This is a genomic window from Thioalkalivibrio paradoxus ARh 1, from assembly GCF_000227685.2.
In the GTDB taxonomy this organism is placed as follows: Bacteria; Pseudomonadota; Gammaproteobacteria; order Ectothiorhodospirales; family Ectothiorhodospiraceae; genus Thioalkalivibrio; species Thioalkalivibrio paradoxus.
The window spans coordinates 1,984,479-2,004,342 of record NZ_CP007029.1; the positions used below are offsets into that span (position 1 = coordinate 1,984,479).

Annotated in this window: 17 protein-coding genes and 1 tRNA gene; 4 read left to right on the forward strand and 14 right to left on the reverse strand. The window is 66.7% G+C overall.

Going from position 1 to position 19,864, the window contains the following annotated elements:
- Positions 1–13: 13 nt before the first annotated feature.
- Genes csm3 through cas10 form a run of 3 tightly spaced genes read right to left on the reverse strand, consistent with a single transcriptional unit; the run spans position 14 to position 3,954 of the window.
- Positions 14–724, reverse strand: a complete 711-nt coding sequence (gene csm3, locus THITH_RS09050; RefSeq protein ID WP_006747381.1) for a type III-A CRISPR-associated RAMP protein Csm3 — start codon at positions 722–724, stop codon at positions 14–16.
- Between the two features lie 21 nt (positions 725–745).
- On the reverse strand, positions 746–1,246 hold the full coding sequence (gene csm2 / locus THITH_RS09055; RefSeq protein ID WP_006747380.1) for a type III-A CRISPR-associated protein Csm2: 501 nt from the start codon (positions 1,244–1,246) through the stop codon (positions 746–748).
- 11 nt (positions 1,247–1,257) lie between these two features.
- The gene (cas10, locus tag THITH_RS09060; protein ID WP_006747379.1) at positions 1,258–3,954 is read right to left on the reverse strand and encodes a type III-A CRISPR-associated protein Cas10/Csm1; all 2,697 of its coding nucleotides are present in this window, start codon (positions 3,952–3,954) and stop codon (positions 1,258–1,260) included.
- A gap of 283 nt (positions 3,955–4,237) precedes the next feature.
- Here cas10 and THITH_RS09065 point away from each other — a divergent pair, with 283 nt between their 5' ends.
- The gene (locus THITH_RS09065; protein ID WP_006747378.1) at positions 4,238–4,417 is read left to right on the forward strand and encodes a carbon storage regulator; all 180 of its coding nucleotides are present in this window, start codon (positions 4,238–4,240) and stop codon (positions 4,415–4,417) included.
- A 63-nt stretch (positions 4,418–4,480) separates the two neighbouring features.
- Here THITH_RS09065 and THITH_RS09070 read toward each other — a convergent pair.
- The 7 genes from THITH_RS09070 to THITH_RS09100 form a co-directional block, all read right to left on the reverse strand.
- Positions 4,481–4,571, reverse strand: a tRNA-Ser gene (locus THITH_RS09070).
- Between the two features lie 132 nt (positions 4,572–4,703).
- Entirely contained in the window at positions 4,704–4,925 is a 222-nt protein-coding gene (gene csrA, locus THITH_RS09075; RefSeq protein ID WP_006747376.1) for a carbon storage regulator CsrA, read from the reverse strand.
- 67 nt (positions 4,926–4,992) lie between these two features.
- A complete protein-coding gene (locus THITH_RS09080) occupies positions 4,993–6,234 on the reverse strand; it encodes an aspartate kinase (RefSeq protein WP_006747375.1) in 1,242 nt (413 codons plus the stop codon).
- A gap of 377 nt (positions 6,235–6,611) precedes the next feature.
- Positions 6,612–9,227 carry an alanine--tRNA ligase gene (alaS, locus tag THITH_RS09085; RefSeq protein WP_006747374.1) on the reverse strand — a complete coding sequence of 872 codons (2,616 nt, stop codon included), beginning with the start codon at positions 9,225–9,227 and terminating at the stop codon, positions 6,612–6,614.
- Positions 9,228–9,290: 63 nt separating this feature from the next.
- Positions 9,291–9,782, reverse strand: coding sequence for a regulatory protein RecX (locus tag THITH_RS09090; RefSeq protein WP_006747373.1), 492 nt, complete (start codon positions 9,780–9,782; stop codon positions 9,291–9,293).
- A complete protein-coding gene (recA, locus tag THITH_RS09095) occupies positions 9,748–10,779 on the reverse strand; it encodes a recombinase RecA (RefSeq protein ID WP_025367422.1) in 1,032 nt (343 codons plus the stop codon). The genes THITH_RS09090 and recA overlap by 35 nt, the downstream gene beginning before the upstream one ends.
- A 115-nt stretch (positions 10,780–10,894) precedes the next feature.
- Positions 10,895–11,389, reverse strand: coding sequence for a CinA family protein (locus THITH_RS09100; protein WP_006747371.1), 495 nt, complete (start codon positions 11,387–11,389; stop codon positions 10,895–10,897).
- Positions 11,390–11,828: 439 nt separating this feature from the next.
- On the opposite strand from THITH_RS09100, the gene mutS reads away from it, so the two are divergent.
- Positions 11,829–14,411, forward strand: a complete 2,583-nt coding sequence (gene mutS / locus THITH_RS09105) for a DNA mismatch repair protein MutS (RefSeq protein ID WP_006747370.1) — start codon at positions 11,829–11,831, stop codon at positions 14,409–14,411.
- A 349-nt stretch (positions 14,412–14,760) separates the two neighbouring features.
- On the forward strand, positions 14,761–15,084 hold the full coding sequence (gene fdxA / locus THITH_RS09110) for a ferredoxin FdxA (protein WP_006747369.1): 324 nt from the start codon (positions 14,761–14,763) through the stop codon (positions 15,082–15,084).
- Positions 15,085–15,271: 187 nt separating this feature from the next.
- Here fdxA and THITH_RS09115 read toward each other — a convergent pair whose 3' ends face one another.
- On the reverse strand, positions 15,272–15,772 hold the full coding sequence (locus THITH_RS09115; protein WP_006747368.1) for a DUF1249 domain-containing protein: 501 nt from the start codon (positions 15,770–15,772) through the stop codon (positions 15,272–15,274).
- A gap of 170 nt (positions 15,773–15,942) precedes the next feature.
- On the opposite strand from THITH_RS09115, the gene THITH_RS09120 reads away from it, so the two are divergent.
- Positions 15,943–17,577, forward strand: a complete 1,635-nt coding sequence (locus tag THITH_RS09120; protein WP_006747367.1) for an alpha-D-glucose phosphate-specific phosphoglucomutase — start codon at positions 15,943–15,945, stop codon at positions 17,575–17,577.
- Between the two features lie 48 nt (positions 17,578–17,625).
- On the opposite strand, the gene THITH_RS09125 is transcribed toward THITH_RS09120, so the two are convergent.
- The 3 genes from THITH_RS09125 to THITH_RS09135 form a co-directional block, all read right to left on the reverse strand.
- Positions 17,626–18,570: a NifU family protein gene (locus THITH_RS09125; protein ID WP_006747366.1), complete on the reverse strand. Its 945-nt coding sequence runs from the start codon at positions 18,568–18,570 to the stop codon at positions 17,626–17,628.
- The gene (locus THITH_RS09130; RefSeq protein ID WP_025367423.1) at positions 18,524–18,778 is read right to left on the reverse strand and encodes an FAD assembly factor SdhE; all 255 of its coding nucleotides are present in this window, start codon (positions 18,776–18,778) and stop codon (positions 18,524–18,526) included. Before THITH_RS09130 ends, THITH_RS09125 begins: the two co-directional genes overlap by 47 nt.
- A gap of 120 nt (positions 18,779–18,898) precedes the next feature.
- Entirely contained in the window at positions 18,899–19,600 is a 702-nt protein-coding gene (locus THITH_RS09135) for a succinate dehydrogenase iron-sulfur subunit (RefSeq protein WP_006747364.1), read from the reverse strand.
- Positions 19,601–19,864: the final 264 nt, after the last annotated feature.

Sequence of the window (19,864 nt, forward strand, 5' to 3'; positions counted from 1 at the left end):
GGCGGGCATCGCGTCAGACCGCGACGGAGGCCAGGCGATCCTGCAGCGTTTGCCCGTCCCAGGTCAGCGCGTTGAAGCGCAGCTTGCCGTAACCGCGCGAGCCGGATCCGCCGATTCCGGTGAGTTCGAGCAGGCGCAGCCCGCGCAGGATGTCGGGCATCAGGTCTTCGCCGTCGATCACCTTCAGGGTCAGCCGGAAATCGAAGCGGGCGCCGGCCGGCACGCGCTCGGTGTTCCGGGGGTTGTCCGCGACGCCCTTGATGCGGTCGATCATGTTTTCGAACTTGGTCTCGGTGAGCAGCAGGTTCTTGCTGCCCATTTCGCTCACCCAGGCCGGGTCGAGGTCGCAGTCCCAGAAAGCGAGTCGGGTCGGCCCGATCGACGCGATCAGTTCTTCGTTCTGACCCGAGCCCTCGGGTGCGCCGCCGAAGAGTTTCAGGATGCTGCGCCCCGCCTCTGCCGCCTGTTCCGGCAGCGCCTGCAGGTGCCTGAACCCGAGCGGCTTGCCCTGGGTTGCCTCCACCACGCCGGCACGCCATTCCAGCAGGCTGCGCATCTTGCCCTTCAGGCTGGAGCCGGGAATGTAGGGTTCGTGGGTGAACGGGTTCTTGATCACCGGGTTGTCGGTGCCACCGATGTGCATCTCGGTGTTGCCGCTGCCGATGTGCAGACCGGAGATCAACTCGATCTGGCCCCGGATCTCGCCGATGTGGGTGAGCTGCATGGCTTCGTTCTCCTTTTCTCGTCAGCCGCTCGGGCGTTCCACCTTGTAGAAGCCCATGAAGGCCTCGAAGAAGAGCTTGAAATTGCGCAGCACGGAAGGGCTGGTGACCTGCCCGAGGCAGTGATGCATCAGGTCCACGAAATTGCGGTCCACGTGCTTGCGCCCCTCGGCATACGCGGCCTTCGCGTTCAGCATGCGAATGAACGGCAGGTACTCGTGGAACCGGTCCTCGTCACGGCGTACCTTCTCTTCCCACATCACCAGTTCGTCGTAGAACTGCCGCAACTGGGTCGGCTTGTTTTTCTGGTTCTTGCGGTCCCCCGCCACCTGTTGCGCGGCCCGGCGGGCAACGTCGTCGAACAAATCCGGCGGCAGGTGGCCGCCCTCCGGGGGGCTGAGCTGGATGCGCGAGGTGTCCAGGCGCTCGAACGGCGCCGGTCCCTTGCCGCCGCCCGGCCCGCGGCGGCCACCGCCAAACGTACCCCGCCTGCGATCGCCCTGTGGTGTTCCTTGCTGCGCCATGGCCAACTCCTTCAGTAACGGTGTTGATACAGGTAGGGGAAAAGCGCCAGTTTGAATGTGCTGCCAAAGCGCTGGATGCCACCGCCGAGCAGGGTGCCCAGACGCTGTTGCCAGAGATTGCGCGCGGCGGGGGACATCCCGCGGTGATGTTCGAGCATGCGGCGTGTTCGGTAGACGAAACGCGAGTTCCACAACGCATCTTCGATGCGGCCTTCCCCGCGTTGCAGGCGCCCGGCCATGTCGGCCAGGCCATGCAAGCCATAGAGGTAACTCGTGCTGAGCGCGATTTCGCCGCTCGCAGCCGCCAGTTCGTCGTGCAGCCCCCACAGGGTTTCCCAGTCCTCCCAGGACACCGTGTAGCCGAAACAGGTCAGCGCGTCCTTCACATACTCTCCGGCCTCGTTCTGCCGTGCCTTCGCCTGGTCCAGCGCCTCGTCGGCCAGCGCGCCCATCTGGCGAATCGGCAGACCCGGCTTGGTCATCGCCAAGCCGGCGGAGAAGTGGATGCCGGGATTCCCGGCGACGTAGCGGGCAAACTCGCGGCGCATCTCGCGGGCCAGCTGCATGGTGCTGCGCCAGGGTCCGATCAGGAAGAAGTCGTCGCCGCCGGCAAAGACGGTATAGGCGGAAGTCCGCTTCTGCTGGCAATGCCAGGGCAACCAGATCGCGAAGAACGCATTCATCTGCCGCGACAGCGCGGCCATCTTCGCGAAGGTGGGCGGCTCCAGCCCCGTTTCGAAGATCGCACCGAGGTTGTCGACATCGCCCTTCAGCGTGACCAGCGCCTCGATGCCGCGATAATTCCCGGCGGCGTCCGGCTCGCGGTCGTCGCAGGCGAGGTGCTCCAGGGTCTTCGGAGCCTGCGGTTCCAGCCCTTCCCGAAGTTCTGCCGGCAGGCGCTGGTAACGTCCCTGTTCCCACTCGTTCTGGCTGCCGAACCGCGGCACGTACCCGTTGATAAAGCGCCGGGCATAGCCCGAGAACAGCGGTGTATCCTCGCGGTCCGGGAGGCTGAAATCCCAGGCGCGGCGCAGGTTGCCGTTGCGCGCGGCCATGCCGAATCGCCCGGTCTGGTCGTCGCCACCGGTAAACTGCACGGCATAGCCGAACACCGGCAGTTCCAGCGTGTTGTGGTCCAACGAATCTCGGGTGATCAGCAGCCGTTGCTTCCCTGCCAGATGGCGGCCCACCGCGATCTGGTCCGCAGCCAGACGGCTGACAGCGACCCCGTTTTCCCGGCGCGTCGCCGGTGCGCGCCCGTCGATCTCGCAGACCCCGAGTGCCGGGTCGAAGCGATCCAGGAAGCCCTCGAACAGCGGCGCCGGCGCGCCCGCCGCGCACAGGTCGAAGCGCCGGGCCTTGGCCTGTTGCAGCGCTTCGAACAAACGCTTGATCAGGCGCTGGAACGGGGCCTCGGCCGCATCCTTGCGGCGCAGGAAATCGTTGCAGCAGGCGGGGAGCCAGGCCAGCCCGATCCCCGACTCGCCGAAACAGTGTTCGAGGAACCAGGCGTCGAGTTCGCGTTGTACGCGCTGCAGGGCCGCCACGGTCTCGTCGGTATTCGGGGCGACGATCAGGAACTTGCCGGCCGCGTTGATCACCTGGCTGGTCGGAGGCAGCCCCAGGGTATCGAGGATGCGCAGTGCCGCGCATTCCGTGAGCAGCGACACGTAAAACGATCGGCCGCGCAGCAGCCTTGCCGCACGCTTCTGCGTCTCGCCGCCGCTGGCGAAGATGAACTCCTGGATGCCGAAGAGATCGCCCTGGATCAGCAGCAGTTTCGGTTCGTCCCAGTCCGGGCGATGCCAGTCCGCCAGGCGTGCGCGAACCTGCGCGCGATCGTCGTCGCGATCGTGATGGTAGCGCCAGAGCGCGGTGGCCAGCGCGGCGGTGGTGCGGGAATGATCGTATAGCGAGACATCCGGGCGGGTGCCGAACGCGGTTGCCGACGGGATCGCCTGCGTGTAGCAGGCCCAGGCGGAGTCGAAGTGATCCAGCCACAGCGGCCAGTTACCGCGGTGGCTGGACGGGATCGCGTCCAGCGCGCCGCGGAACGCATCCCACAGCCGTGCATACTCCCGCTGAGCGACGGTGTTGTCTGCGGTTTCGTAGCCCGCCGCAGCCACCGGGAAGATGGCCTGCACGGAGAGCGGCTGCAACGGGTAGCGGTAATGCAGATCCTGCCGCCGCACCCTGCCCCGGTCGGTGCCGGCCGCAACCTGTTCGAACAGCGTGAGCTGGCGGGCGGTGAAGTGGTTGCGGCCCTCGCGCGTCTGGTCCTTCGACCGGTTGTACTCGTCGAAGGCCTCACGCTCGAAACCGGAAGCGACCCGGTCGGCGGTGGCCACGAGCCATTGCAGGTAGGTTTCGGGCTTGTGATGCCGGCTTGCGGCATTCACGATCGAGTCGTCGACATCCGGGGCGTTCCACGCCGCAAAGGGTGCGATGTCGCGGCCCACGAGCTCGGGGAAACGGCGTTCGATCAAGTCCCAGGCCAACGCCGTGTAGGCGGCATGGCGGTGGCTGTGCCAGCCGCGACCGCCGGCCTCGTGGTAGGGGCAATACTGCGTGAGGTGGGTATCGAGCCGGTCCGGCGGCACTTCCAGCCGCGCGCGTTCGGCGAACTTTCCCAGGTCGTGCAGGTAGGCGGCCAACGCCACCCGGCAGGATGCGTCCAGCAACGGATGCTGCGCTACGGGCTCGTCCATCTCCCTCCCCCCATCCAGTGGTCCAGCGGTCCCAGCCCGCGTCCCTGACCTCGGCACCTTGCATCAATGCACCACGAGGGGCAAGCCTCGCAAGCTTGCGGCGCGCCGGGAGTCTGGCCGTCAATCCATGGAGGTTCGGGCAGCGGCGCGGGCTGTCACACGCTTTCACCCCGACCACGCCACCCGCGCGCCCGAAGCATGCGGCGCTGCGACGCCGCATTGACCTGCTGGCGTGTCTGTCCGATTCTTATTGGCAGGAATCCGACGCAAGGAGCGCGCAATCGTGTATATCCAGACCCGACGCACCGGTGAAACCCTTGTCCTTGGGGACGGGATTCGCATCACCGTGGTGAGCATCAAGAACGAGCAGGTTCGGATCGGCATCGCCGCAGCACGAGACGTGAAAGTGCTGCGCAAGGAACTGGTGCGGGACCCCACCGACGACGGCGCTGCCCAACCCTGAGTTCCCGACCCATGGCGGGGGAACAAAAAAGGCACTCAAAAGTGCCTGATTCCTCGTAGAGAGTGGCGGAGAGAGAGGGATTCGAACCCTCGATGGGCTTTTGACCCATACTCCCTTAGCAGGGGAGCGCCTTCGACCACTCGGCCATCTCTCCGAACTGGGGGCAAAGGATACGGGGTTGGGGGCCAAATGGGAAGAGCAGATCCGCCGGCGCCAATCGCGCGCCGAACTTCCACGAGCCCTGAAAACCACTCCAGGGCCTGCAGTCGCCCATACCCGTTCAGCCTCAGTTGGTACTGGCTTTCGGGTCGTCGGACACGCCGGGATCTCCGCCCTCGCCGCGGCTCTCGCGCTGGATCCGCTCGTAGATCTCCTCCCGGTGGACGGCGACGTCCTGCGGTGCGTTGATCCCGATCCGAACCTGATTGCCCTTGACACCCAGCACCGTCACGGAGATCTCTTCTCCGATCATCAAGGTCTCGCCCACGCGTCGCGTCAAAATAAGCATGCTGTTCTCCAGACTGCCTGTATCGTGTCGGACGGTTTCGGTCGCCCGCTTGCCGTTGTTTCCGCCGTTACCGGTCCGTGGATTGACCGGTCGGTTCCTGCTCGAGTTCAAAGGCATCGTGCAACGTACGGACACCCAGCTCTAAGTACTTCTCGTCCACCACTACGGAAATCTTGATCTCGGATGTGGAAATCATCCGTATGTTGATGGATTCACGGGCAAGTGCCTCGAACATGCGGCTCGCAATACCCGCATGCGACCGCATCCCGACACCGACCACCGAGATCTTCGCGATCTTGGTGTCTCCGGCAACGTTGCGGGCACCCAGTTCGCCGGACACCTGTTCCAGTATGCCCAGTGCCTTCTCGTAATCGTTTCTGTGCACCGTGAAGGTAAAGTCCGTGGTGTTGTCGGCGCCAACGTTCTGCACGATCATGTCGACTTCGATATTCGCGTCCGCGATCGGGCCCAGGATCCGGTAGGCGACACCCGGCTGGTCCGGCACCCCCTGTATCGTCAACTGTGCCTCGTTCTGGTTGAACGCGATACCTGCCACCAGCGCCTGCTCCACGCGGCCTTCCTCCGTTGTGATCAGTGTCCCCTGACCTTCCTCGAACGAGGACAATACCCGCAGGGGCACATTGTATTTTCCGGCAAACTCCACTGCGCGAATCTGCAACACCTTCGAACCGAGACTGGCCATCTCCAGCATCTCCTCGAAGGTGATGCGCTCCAGCCGCCGCGCACGCTTCACGACTCTCGGATCCGTGGTATAGACACCGTCGACGTCGGTATAAATCCGGCATTCGTCGGCATTCAGCGCTGCCGCCAGCGCCACCGCGGTAGTATCGGATCCGCCACGTCCCAGCGTGGTGATCGCGCCTTCTTCGCTGATGCCCTGGAATCCCGCCACCACGACTACGCGCCCGGCTTCGAGATCGCCACGAATGCGGCTGTCGTCGATGCTGCGGATACGCGCTTTATTATGGGCGCTGTCGGTCAGGATGCGCACCTGCCCTCCGGTATAGGAACGCGCAGGGCAGCCATATGCCTCCAGTGCCATGGAAAGCAACGCGATCGTCACCTGTTCACCGGTAGACAGCAGCACGTCGAGCTCCCTTCCCTCTGCACGGGGATGGAGTTCGCGCGCAAGACCCAGCAGGCGATCGGTTTCCCCGCTCATCGCGGATACCACCACGACCAGGGAATGGCCATCGCCGCGAAGCCGCAACGCGCGTTCGGCGACGTTCCGGATACGCTCCGGCGTTCCGACCGACGTACCTCCAAATTTCAGAACCAACAGGGACATGAGGCGTTCTCGATTCCAGTTCAACGCAAGCAAGACAACCGCTTACTGATCATCACGAAAGCTCCGTGGAAGGCCGAACCACTGCTCAGCCCGACCGCCGCCGCGAGCGAGGCAAGTCATCCCTGCGAGTCGGTCGGACCGACGGCGATGGGTCGCGACGCCCCGTAACGCTGCGCTCGCGGCCAAAGGCTGCGTTCCGCGCGATGACGGTGGCGGCGGATTCTGCCATTTCGCACTGGCGGAGCTTTCGCGATCTCCAAGACCATGTATTCGAATATATCTTTATAACTATTACAATATAGCTTTTGAACTATTACCCGACTCGAATAAAACGGAGTACAAAGGCCGTGGCCGTTCCCAAAACAGGCTGGTCGCGATCAACCGCCGGCGCGTTCGCGCACCCAGCTCTCCACCGAGGCCAGTGCCGCGTCGAGTTTTTCCGGCTCCTGACCGCCCGCCATCGCCATATCGGGCCGACCGCCGCCACGCCCTCCTACCTGCGCCGCGACGAAGCCTACCAGTTCCCCTGCCTTGATCAGCCCGGTCTGCGCCTTGGTCACTCCGGCGACCAGACTCACCTTGCCTTCCGGCGTCACGGTGGCCAGCACCACGGCCGCGGCCCCGAGCTTTTGCTTCAGCTGATCGACCATCTCGCGCAGCGCCTTGGGCTCGACGCCGTCCACACGCGCGGCCAGCACCCGCAGCGGGCCAAGATCGATCGCCTGGCTAGCGAGATCGCTGCCGGCCTGGCTCGCGAGCCGGCTGCGCAACGCCTCCAGTTCCTTCTCCAGCTCCCGGTTGCGGTCGACCAGGCCCTGCACCTTGTCCACGACTTCCCCGCGGCCGCCCCGGACCAGGTCCGCGACCCGGTCCAGCGTGCCGACCTGCTGGTCGACCCAGGCCTGGGCCACGCTACCGGCAACCGCCTCGATGCGGCGCACACCAGCGGCCACGCCGCCTTCCGACACGATCCGGAACGGGCCGATGTCGCCGGTGCGCGCGACGTGGGTGCCGCCGCACAGTTCCGTTGAGGAACCGATGGTGAGCACGCGTACGCGTTCGCCGTACTTCTCGCCGAACAGCGCGACCGCGCCCGAGGCCAGTGCCGATTCGATGTCCATCAGCCGCGTGTCGGTCGGCACGTTGGCCAGGATCTCGGCATTCACCTGCGCCTCGATCTGCCGCAGCTGCTCGGCCGACACCGGCTCGAAATGCGCGAAGTCGAAGCGCAGCCGTTCCGCATCCACCAGCGAACCCTTTTGCTGGATATGCCCACCCAGCTGGTCGCGCAAGGCCTTGTGCAGCAGGTGCGTCGCCGAGTGGTGCCGGCGGATCGCATCCCGCCGGGGACCGGCCACGCTGCAGCGCAGGGTCATGCCTCGCTCGATGCGCCCCGCGCGCACCTGTCCGACATGCAGGTGCGCCGAATCCTGCTTGCGCGTGTCGCCGACTTCGAAGCGGACACCCGACGCGCTCAGCGTGCCGATATCGCCCACCTGGCCGCCGGATTCGGCGTAGAAAGGCGTGCGGTCGAGCACCACGATGCCGCCCTCGCCGAGTTCCAGCGCGTCGACCGGCTCGTGGTCGCGGAACAGCGCAACGACCCGGCCCTCGTCCTCCAGCCGCTCGTAGCCGGTGAACTCGGTCGCCACGTCCATCCCCGGCGCCTGGGCGGTGTCCATCGTGAAATGGCTGGCCGCCCGGGCGCGGTCGCGCTGCTCCTGCATCGCGCGTTCGAAGCCTTCCAGATCGAGTTCGAGGCCGCGCTCGCGGGCGATGTCGCCGGTGAGGTCGACCGGAAACCCGTAGGTATCGTACAGCAGGAAAATGGTCTCGCCCGGAATGGTCGAACCCTGCAGCCGGCCGAGATCCTCTTCCAGGATCCGCACTCCTTTTTCCAATGTTTCCAGGAACTTCATCTCCTCTTTCCTGAGGACTCTCTCCAGGTTTTCCTGCCCTTCTGCCAGTTCCGGGTAGGCCTCGCCCATCGCCGAGACCAGCGCCGGGATCAACCGGTACAGGAAGGCCTCGTCGCAGCCGAGCTTGTGTCCGTGGCGGGCGGCGCGGCGGATGACCCGGCGCAGCACGTAGCCCCTGCCCTCATTGCCGGGCATCACCCCGTCGGTAATCAGGAATGCGATCGAACGGATGTGATCCGCAATGACCTTCAAGGACGCAGAATCGAGATCTTTTGTTCCCACGATCTCCGCCGCGGCATGGATCAGGTCGCGGAACAGGTCGATCTCATAGTTGGAGTGGACGCCCTGCAATACCGCAGCGAGGCGTTCGAGCCCCATGCCGGTGTCGACCGACGGATGCGGCAGCGGGGTCAGGTTGCCACTGCTGTCCCGGTCGTACTGCATGAACACGAGGTTCCAGATCTCGATGTAGCGGTCGCCATCCTCGTCGGGCGAACCCGGCGGGCCTCCGGCGACTTCCGGACCGTGGTCGTAGAAGATTTCGGTACAGGGGCCGCAGGGGCCGGTGTCCCCCATCTGCCAGAAGTTATCGGAACTGCCGCCGGGCTTGTCGCCGATACGCAGTACGCGCTCCGGCGCCACGCCGATCTCGTTCACCCAGATCGCGTAAGCGTCGTCGTCGGTCTCGTATACCGTGACCCAGAGCCGATCCACCGGGATCTCGATCGTTTCGGTCAGGAACTCCCAGGCATAGGCGATCGCTTCGCGCTTGAAGTAGTCCCCGAAGCTGAAGTTGCCGAGCATCTCGAAGAAGGTGTGATGCCGGGCCGTGTACCCCACATTCTCCAGGTCGTTGTGCTTGCCACCGGCGCGCACGCAGCGCTGGCTGCTCACCGCTCGGGTGTACGGCCGCTTCTCACGCCCGAGGAACACCTCCTTGAACTGCACCATTCCCGAATTGGTGAACAGCAGGGTGGGATCGTTGCCTGGAACGAGCGGACTCGACGGCACTTCCACGTGGCCGTGGCGAATAAAGAAGTCGAGAAAACTCCGGCGAATGTCGGCGCTCTTCATGAAATCGGATGCATGTTGCGGAAACGCACAGATTACCACGCGGATGCAACACTTGCGCAGATTTCATTCCGAAGAATGCTCGCTTTCCCGCCATCGGGCGAGCCCTGCATTCGCCGTAGCCGCCGCAAAACCGCGCTGCAGCAAATAGCGCAGAACGCGCTTGCGGTCGTCGGCGGTCGCAGGCGGCAGACCGAAATGCCGCCGCGCCTGATGCATCGCCTGCGCCGGCCAGTCTGCTTCCAGCGCCTCGATGGCATGGTCGATGTCGGCCGCGTCAATCGCGTGTTGCGCCAGTTCCGCGCGTATGCGCGTCTCTCCATAGCCCTGGAACAGCCGGTGGCGCGCCATCGTTTCGGCAAAGCGCCGTTCGCTCAGCAGCTCCTCGGCGACCAGGCGCTCGACCCCGGCGCCGGCCGCGTCGGCGGTGAATCCCCGCTGCTGCAGTTTCCGGGTCAGCTCGAGCACGCCATGCTCGCGCCGCGCCAGCAGCCTTAGCGCGGCGGCATACGCGTCGTCTGGATCATCCCTCGGCGGTTTCGGCTTCGGCCTGCGCATGCGAACGTTCCGGGAGATAGCGTTCCCGCAGCGCCTGTTCGATCTCGTTCGCCATTTCGGGATGTTCCTTCAGGAACTGCCGGGCATTCTCCTTGCCCTGCCCGATGCGTTCGCCTTTGTAGCTGTACCAGGCGCCGGCCTTGTCGACCAGGCCCTGCTTGACGCCGAGTTCGATGACCTCGCCGAGGCGCGAGATGCCCTCGCCGTACAGGATCTCGAAGAACGCCTCCTTGAACGGCGGCGCCATCTTGTTCTTGACCACCTTCACGCGGGTCTCGTTGCCGACCACCTCGTCGCCGCGCTTGATCGCGCCGATGCGCCGGATGTCCATGCGGACCGAAGAATAGAACTTCAGCGCATTGCCGCCGGTCGTCGTCTCGGGACTGCCGAACATCACGCCGATTTTCATGCGGATCTGGTTGATGAACACGACCAGGGTATTCGACCGCTTGATATTGGCGGTGAGCTTGCGCAGCGCCTGCGACATCAGCCGGGCCTGCAGACCGACGTGGGCGTCGCCCATTTCGCCCTCGATTTCCGCCTTCGGCGTCAGCGCGGCAACCGAGTCGACGACCACCAGGTCGACCGCGCCGCTGCGCACCAGCATGTCCGCGATCTCCAGCGCCTGCTCGCCGGTATCCGGCTGCGCAATCAGCAGTTCATCGACGTTCACCCCGAGCTTCTGCGCATAGCCGGGGTCGAGCGCGTGTTCGGCGTCGATGAACGCCGCGGTTCCGCCGAGCTTCTGGCACTCGGCCACGACCTGCAGCGTCAGGGTCGTCTTGCCGGAGGATTCCGGGCCATAGACCTCGACCACGCGCCCACGCGGCAGCCCGCCGATCCCCAGCGCCACGTCCAGCGCGAGCGAGCCAGTGGAGATGACCTCGATATCGCGCACCGCGGTGCCGTCGCCCATGCGCATCACGGCACCCTTGCCGAACTGCCGTTCGATCTGCCCCAGCGCGGCGGCAAGCGCCTTCTTGCGATTCTCGTCCACTGCGTCCTCCATGGTGAATGCGGTCGTTCCGACGGCGCCCGAGTATCCCACAACCGTCAATGCCAGCCCAAGCAGCCGGCCGCCCCTCAGGTGCATGCACAGGAACGGGGCGGAGTCATTCTCCTGCCAGTTCGTGCTCCAGCAGCTGCCCCAGCGCCCAGGCTGCCGCCGCAGCGCGCACCGCGGCGCGGTCGCCGGGGAATACCCGGGATTCGGTGCGCGCTGTGCCGCCCCGGCGCATCCAGCCGAACCAGACCAGGCCGACGGGCTTCTCCAGCGTCGCGCCGCCGGGGCCCGCGATCCCGGTCACCGACAGCGCAAGATCCGCCGTGCTCCTCTCCAGCGCTCCGGCGCACATTGCGGCCGCCACCGGCTCGCTCACTGCACCCCAACGTTCCAGCAGGCCCGGATCCACGCCGAGCAACCGCACCTTCGAGGCGTTGCTGTAGGTCACCCATCCGCACTCGAACCACGCCGAGCTGCCGGCCAGATCGGTCAGCGCCGCGGCAATCCCGCCGGCAGTGCACGATTCGGCGGTGCACACCCGCAGGCCGCGCGCCTGCAATTGCCGCGCGAGCACCGCCACGACCTTGGCTACCGCATCCGCCATCGATCCTTCCCCGCACAGGATCCGACCACCATTCGCCGCAACGCGTGCTGCCACGACGGGCGTTCGATTGCCATCTCGCGCGCCCGTCGCCAGGACCACGCATGGCAAACGCTACCGGACTGGACCGTCGACCTCAACGCCGGCTCACCGCGGGTTTGCGGCCTCTGGTCTTGGACCGAGCCAACGGACCGTTCTCGCGCCCTCGGCGACCCCGGCGCATGGCACCAACTGCCCGACGGAACCGCATCGGGGACGCGAACCCGGGATCCCTTGCCGCTATCATGCGCGTTCGTGGCCGACGCAGCCCCGACCCGGGTGCGCCGAGGTGGCAGGCGCGCGACCCGGCCTGCCGGCACGGCCACACGCCGCGCCGCGGCGTGACAGCGACCAGGCACGCGCTGCGCAGCCAGCGCGTGCGCCAGCACAGGCGAGTCCCAACGTGACCGAATCCGATCCATTGACCGCGCACACCCCGATGATGCAGCAATATTTGCGCATCAAGGCCGAGTACCCGGATACGCTGCTGTTGTACCGGATGGGCGATTTCTACGAGTTGTTCTACGACGACGCCCAGCGGGCATCGGCGTTGCTGGACATCACCCTGACCCGGCGCGGCGAGTCCGCGGGAAAGCCGATTCCGATGGCAGGCATTCCGGTGCACACGCTGGAGAGCTACCTCGCGCGCCTGATGAAGAAGGGACTCGCGGTGGCGATCTGCGAGCAGACCGGGGAACCGGGGGGCGGCAAGGGCCCGATGCAGCGCGAGGTCGTCCGGATCGTGACTCCGGGTACCCTCGCGGAAGAGGCGCTGCTCGATGCACGCGAGCTCAACCTGATCGTGGCCGTACGTCCCCACTCGGCCGAGGACCCCGACGGGCCTGCGGGCATTGCAGTGCTGGAGTTCGCCAGCGGGCACTTCAGCGTGCTGGAGGTGGCCGACGAGGCGGCACTGCAGGCCGAACTGGCGCGGCTGAACCCGGTCGAGTGCCTGGTGCCCGAGGGCTGCAGCGAAAGGATTCCCGACAGCCAGACGCTGCCCGAGTGGCATTTCGACCCGGTCTCCGCTGCCCGCGTGCTGACCGCGCATTTCGGCACCCGGGATCTCGCCGGGTTCGGCTGTGACGATCTGCCGTTGGCGCTGGCCGCCGCCGGTGCCCTGCTCGGCTACGTCCAGACACGCTACCGCGGCGAACTCGGCCACATCACCGGGCTGCGGCGCGAATCGCGCTCGGCCACGCTCGAGATGGATCCCGCCACGCGCCAGAATCTCGAACTGACCCGCACCCTGTCCGGGGAGCGCGGCGGCAGCCTGCTGGCGCTGCTCGACTGCACGCGCACGGCGATGGGGGCGAGGCTGCTGGGGCGCTGGCTGGGGCAGCCGTTGCGGGAGCGGGCACCGATCCGCGAACGGCATGCGGTGCTGCGCGAATTGATCGACAACGGCGGCTACCGGGACCTGCGCCAGCTGCTGGCTGGGGTCGCCGACTGCGAACGCATCGTCAGCCGCATTGCGCTCGGCACTGCGCGCCCGCGCGACCTGGTCGCGCTGCTGGCCGGCCTGGAACGCCTGCCGGCGCTGCATCAGACCTTGCCGGGGGACCTGCCACCGTCGCTGCTGAACGGAATCCGCGATCGGCTGCAGCCGCGCGCCGCGCTGGCCGACTTGCTGCGCCGCGCGCTGGAGGAGCAGCCGCCGCTGCGCGTCAGCGACGGCGGCGTGATCCGCCCGGGGTTCGATCCCGAACTGGACCGCCTGCGCGGCATGCAGGCCGATGCCGACCGTTTTCTGCGCGCGATCGAGACCCGGGAGCGCGAGGCCACCGGGCTCACGCAGATGAAAGTGGCGTACAACCGCGTGCATGGCTACTACTTCGAGGTGCCGCGCACGCTGTCCGACCGGGTGCCCGCGCGGTTCGTGCGCCGGCAGACGCTGAAGAACGCCGAGCGCTATACCACCGAGGAACTGAAGCAGTTCGAGGACGAGATCCTCTCGGCCCGGGATCGCGCGCTGAGCCTGGAACGCGAATTGTTCGAACGGCTGCTCGAGGATCTGCAGCAGGAGGTCGACTCGCTGCGTGCGTTCACCGACGCGCTGGCCGAACTCGACGCATTCTGTGCGCTTGCCGAGAACGCCGTGCAGCGGGACTGGGTCTGCCCCGAAACCAGCGATGAGCCGGGGATCGCGATCGAAGCAGGGCGACACCCGGTGGTGGAATCGGCACGCGAGGACCCGTTCGTGCCAAACGACCTGCGACTGGATCCCGAGTCGCGGCGTCTGCTGGTGATCACCGGGCCCAACATGGGCGGCAAGTCGACCTATATGCGCCAGGCGGCGCTGATCGTGATTCTGGCCTGCATCGGCAGTTTCGTTCCGGCACAAACCGCCCGGATCGGACCGGTGGACCGCATCTTCACGCGAATCGGCGCCTCCGACGACCTGGCTTCCGGGCGCTCAACGTTCATGGTGGAAATGACCGAGGCCGCCAACATCCTGAACAACGCCGGGCCGCAGAGTCTGGTGTTGATGGACGAAATCGGTCGCGGCACCAGCACCTTCGACGGCCTTGCGCTGGCGTTGGCATGCGCCGAGCGTCTCGCCCGGAAGAACCGGTCGATGACGTTGTTCGCGACGCATTACTTCGAGCTGACGACACTCGCCGAACGCGAGCGCGGGGTGGCCAACGTGCACACCGACGCTATCGAGCACCGCGACACGGTGGTGTTCCTGCATCAGGTTCAGGAAGGACCGGCGAATCAGAGCTACGGCCTGCAGGTGGCGGCCCTCGCCGGGGTGCCGGCGGGGGTGCTCCAGCGCGCGCGCCAGCACCTCGCGGAGCTGGAGTCCCGGGCCCTGGCCACCGCCGACCCGACCCAGCTCGCGTTGTTCGCGCCGTCCCCCGCGATCGCCGAGCCCGGGCCGGCAGACGCCGTGGTCGAGGCGCTCGAAGCGCTGGATCCGGACCGGTTGAGTCCGCGCGAAGCGCTGGACGCGCTCTACCGTCTGCGCGAACTGTTGACGTGAAACCGCACGGCTTCTCTCGGGGCGACGTGTAGGGCGGAAGAGCGCAGCGTCATCCGCCGTACGGCGTTCGGAGCGCCCCTGCGCGCCCGCGGCAACCCCGGCGTGGGAATGGCGGATGACGGCCTTCGGCCTTTTCCGCCCTACGCCTCTGCGCGGGCTGGTATAGGTCCGCGGCACGGCCGGCCGCGCTCCAGGACTCGTTGGCGGCCACGCTGCGGGTAGCCCAGAAACCGGGACGGGGTTGCCGGCACCCGCTGGCGTGCACGGGCGCTGGCATCCGGGCTTGCCTGTGGCGTTAGAATGCGCGACGCAAGGTACGCGATTGGCCACCCGAAGCACGGAGAACCAGATGACCTATGTCGTTCTAGATAACTGCATCAAGTGCAAGTACACCGATTGCGTGGAAGTCTGTCCGGTGGACTGCTTTCACGAGGGGCCGAATTTCCTGGTGATCGACCCCGACGAGTGCATCGACTGCACATTGTGCGAGCCGGAATGTCCGGCGGAGGCCATCGTGCCGGAGGACGATGTGCCGGAGGGCCAGGAGGCGTTCATCGAACTGAACGCCGAGCTGGCGCGCACCTGGCCGGTGATCACGACGCGCAAGGATCCGCTACCCGATGCCGAGGAGTGGGACGGCAAGCCCGACAAGCTGAAATACCTCGAACGCTGAGCATCCCCGGATTCCGCGGCACGCCCCGGGGCGAACCCGGCGCGGCGTGAGCGCGGGTTCCCTCGGCTGCCGCCACACTGCCCAGCCGCGGGCAGGTTGCAGAACGCAGGACGCCGCGCTCCGGTGGGTGCAACGCGGCAAGGCAGGTACCGGAGCGCCCCTTGGGCAGAGCGTGTTGCCCGGGCTGTCAGCTGAGGGAGTCGAGTGCGCCGGTAGTGACGGTGGCCGTCTCCGAGCCATCGAAGCGATGCCCCTGCACCAGACAGAATCCCAGCCACTTGAACAGGAAGCGATTGTGCCGCCAGCGGCAGGCCAGCCCCGGCATGCCCGCCGCCGCGTCCAACCAAAGGTCGCCCTCACCCCGGCGGCGGCAGTGGCGGCCGACGACCTCGGCCTGGCGGGCGTCATGAAACAAGCGAATGCGCAGATCCGGCTGCCGGCTGGTCCGCCCGTCGGATCCAAACTCGTAGGTCAACCGCAGCAGCGTCGTGTACGGCGTGCGTTCCAGGATCGCCAGGTGCAGATCCGTGGCGCCTTCCACGACCGACACCTGCCCACTCTCGATGCTGTCGAGATTGGGACACAGGCGGCGCAGTCGGAGATAGTTGTTCTCGTACAGCTCCATCAGCGCGGCGAAGTCGCCGGCGCCGGGGTGCAGATGAGCCGCGCTGGTGTATCCGGGAAACATGCGCGGCAGTGTACTGCGTCGTCCGCGTTCAAGCACCCAGTGTCCTTGGTCGCTATCCGGTCACTGGCCGCCGCAAGCCCGCGCTGCGCAGACACCCGGGCGCGTTTCTGCTACCTTCAAGCCACAGCACCGTCGGTGCGCCCCGCTCAGGCAAGGGACTTCAACCGAAGATGGAAATCAGCGTCGTATCGACCCATCCGTACCACGATCAGAAGCCAGGCACATCGGGATTGCGCAAGCAGGTGGCGCACTTCCGGAAGTCGCATTACCTCGAGAATTTCGTCCAGAGCATCTTCGACAGCCAGCCGGGCCTCCAGGGGGCCGAGCTGATCCTTGGCGGTGACGGTCGCTTCTTCAACCGCGAGGCGATCCAGATCATCCTGCGCATGGCGCTGGCCAACGAGATCCGCAAGGTCACCGTGGGCCGCGGCGGCATCCTGTCCACCCCGGCGGCCAGTCACCTGATTCGGAAACGCGGTGCTGCAGGCGGCATCGTGCTTTCGGCCAGCCACAACCCCGGTGGCCCCGGCGGTGATTTCGGCATCAAGTTCAACGTCGCCAACGGCGGTCCCGCGCCGGAATCGGTCACCAATGCGATCTACGCCGCCAGCCGGGAAATCCAGCACTACCGGATCGCGCGCGCGCCCCATGTCGATATCGATCACGTCGGGCACACGCAGCTGGGCGAGATGGAAATCGAGATCGTGGACCCAGTCGCGGATTATGCCGACCTGATGGAGTCGCTGTTCGATTTCGACGCGATGCGCGCGCTGCTGCAGTCCGGCCGGTTCCAGATGCGCTTCGATGCGATGCACGCGGTGACCGGGCCGTATGCCCGCGAGATCCTCGAGGAGCGTCTGGGCGCGCCCCAAGGCACGGTGATGCGCCCCGAGCCGCTCGCGGACTTCGGCGGGCGGCACCCCGATCCCAACCTGACCCACGCTCGCGAACTGGCGGAACTGATGTTCGGGCGCGAGGCTCCCGATTTCGGCGCCGCGTCCGACGGCGACGGGGACCGCAACATGATCCTGGGGCGCGGGTTCTTCGTCAGCCCCAGCGATAGCCTGGCCGTGCTGGCGGCCAACGCCCGTCTGGTACCGGCCTACCGCGACGGGCTCCGGGGCGTCGCCCGGAGCATGCCGACCAGCCAGGCAGTCGACGCGGTGGCGCAGTCGCTGGGCATCCCCTGCTACGAAACACCGACCGGCTGGAAGTTCTTCGGCAACCTGCTCGACGACCGGCGCATCACGCTTTGCGGCGAGGAGAGCTTCGGTACCAGTTCCGACCATGTGCGCGAGAAGGACGGCCTCTGGGCGGTGCTGTTCTGGCTGAACCTGGTCGCGGCCCGGGGGGAATCGGTATCCGAGATCGTGCGCGACCACTGGCGCCGGTTCGGCCGCCACTATTACAGCCGCCACGATTACGAGGAGATCGACAGCGAGCGCGCCGAGGCGCTGATGGAACGGGTGCGCAGCGCGCTGCCCGAGCTTCCGGGGCAGGAATTCGGCGCACTGCGAATCCGAGCGGCCGACGATTTCGGCTACACCGACCCGGTCGACGGCAGCATCAGCACGGGCCAGGGTCTGCGTATCCTGTTCGAGGACGACTCCCGCCTGGTCTATCGCCTCTCGGGCACTGGCACCCACGGAGCGACGCTGCGAGTCTATCTCGAACGGCACGAGACGCGCCCGGACCAGCTCGATCAGGACAGCCAGTTCGCGCTGGCGCCGCTGATCGATCTGGCCGAGCAGATCGCCGACATCACCGGCTGCACGGGCAAGGATCGCCCGGACGTGATTACCTGACCCGATTCGTTCGCAACCGAGCGCGGCGCATCGCAGCGGAGCGAGACATCAGCCGGTATTGACGACCCGCTCCACGCCCGGCGCGTGCGCGCGCACCAGGCGTTCGACCACGTTGCGCAGATCCAGCGCCGAGCGCGGGCAGCCAACGCAGGCACCCTGCAGCCGCACCTGCACGGTGCGCTCGTCCAGGCCGACGTACTCGACGTCGCCACCGTCCTGCATCAGGATGCGGCGCGCCTCGTCGACGGCCTGGCGCACCGCCGCTTCGTCCACCGCCCCGTCAGCGGGTACGGCGTTCGCCTGGCGCCGGGCGAAGGTCTGGGCCCGGTCCAGCCGCAGCGCGAGTTCCGCGTCGATGGCCTCGATCGCGTCGAGTTCGCTGTCGCTGTAGACATGCGCCGGATCGTCGTTCAGCAGATGCTCCACCGCCGGCATCTCGCGCGCGGCGTTGCGGTCCTGCACGGCGAAGCGGGCCCTCGCGCCGAGCATGGCGGCGGCCCGGGACACCCCCGAACGAAGCCGGTCCAGCGCGCGCGGCGTCGCCTCCGGCGCCGGTGGCCAGCGCAGCCGCACCCGGAGGCGGCGGAAATCGTCGCGTTCCAGCCGCCACCACGGCAGCCACAGGACCTGGGCGCGGGTATCGCCGGCCATGCGGTACACCAGCACGACCATGCGCAGGAATACCCGGCTGTCGCGGCAGACATCCACCGGCACACGCTGCTCGTGCCGGAGCCCGTCCCGCGTGGCCACCCACCACTGTCCCTGGGCGTCGCAGCCGAGCCAGTCCCAGCGCGGGACGCGCTGCATCCAGCTCCAGATGCCGGCTGCCGAGGCAAGCACCGCCAGCGCGAGCGCGAACGCCGGGTGGCTGTAGCGCAGTGCGTGGACCAGTACACCCGTGGCGAGCAGCAGCAGCCCCGCGGCCCCCAGCGCCGGCAGGACGCGGTCAGTCTTCAGTGCAAGCCTTAGCGGCGGCGCGGATGAGCGGGACAAGCCGCGCTATCCCCGAATCGACCGTTTCCTGCCGCCCCAGAACGATCTGGAGCAGCACGTCGTCGGGATACCCGAGCAGGCGTTCGAAGGCATCGCGACCCTCCTGGTCGAGTTGATCGTATCCATGATCCAGGAACTGCCCCAGCAGCAGGTCGTTCTCGAGCATGCCGCGGCGGCAGCGCCAGCGCGTGCGCGCGTCCGGTCTCACATCCGCCCCCGGGTTCGCCCGACTGGAACACGTTGCCAGGGCCGAACACCGATGCACCCGGCGGTAACCGGGAGATCCGGGAATGCACTGGCCATTACCATCGACATCGCGCGGCCCGCATCATAGCGAGCGCTTGATCATCGTTCGGCGGATGTCGCCGATCGCCTTCGACGGGTTCAGACCTTTCGGGCAGACCTGGGTGCAGTTCATGATGCTGTGGCAGCGGTACAGGCGATAGGCATCGTCGAGTCGCTGCAGCCGGTGCTCGGTTGCCTGGTCGCGCGAATCCTGAATGAAACGCGCCGCCTGCAGCAGCGCGGCCGGGCCGAGGAAGCGGTCCGGGTTCCACCAGTACGAAGGACAGGACGCCGAACAGCAGCCGCAGAGGATGCACTCGTACAGGCCATCCAGCCGATCTCGATCCTCCGGGCTTTGCAGGCGCTCGACCTCGGGTTCCGGCGAGTGGTTGATCAGCCAGGGCTCGGCCTCGCGGTACTGACGGTAGAAGTTGTCCATGTCGACGATCAGGTCGCGGATCACCGGCATTCCGGGAAACGGCCGCAGCACCACCGGCGACTTCAGCCCGGCCAGCGGCGTGATGCATGCCAGCCCGTTGCTGCCGTTGATGTTCATGCCGTCGCTGCCGCAGACGCCGTGCTGGCAGGAACGGCGGAAGCCGAGGCTGTCATCCTGTTCCTTCAGCAGGATCAGCGCGTCCAGCAGCATCATGCCCGGCTCGACCCGGTCGTCGGCCAGCGTGAACGACTGCATCCGCGGTTCACGGTCGGTGTCGGGGTTGAAGCGGTAGATCGAGAATTCCATCGCGCTCAGCCTCGGGCCTTGCCGGCAGGCATTGTGGCCCGCTCGTCGCACGCGCGCAGGAACCGAACCGGATGGATTGCCGCGCTGCGCTCGCAATGACGACCGACACCAAGCCGCGGCGCACGCGTGGTGGGACTTCGCCCTAAAGCCAAACGCCTGCGCTGGCAATGGCGACCGACACCAAGCCGCGGCACACGCGTGGCGGAGGTTTCGTCAGGATCCGCTTCCGGAATCCACCTTGCGACGGGTTGTATCCGGGCCATC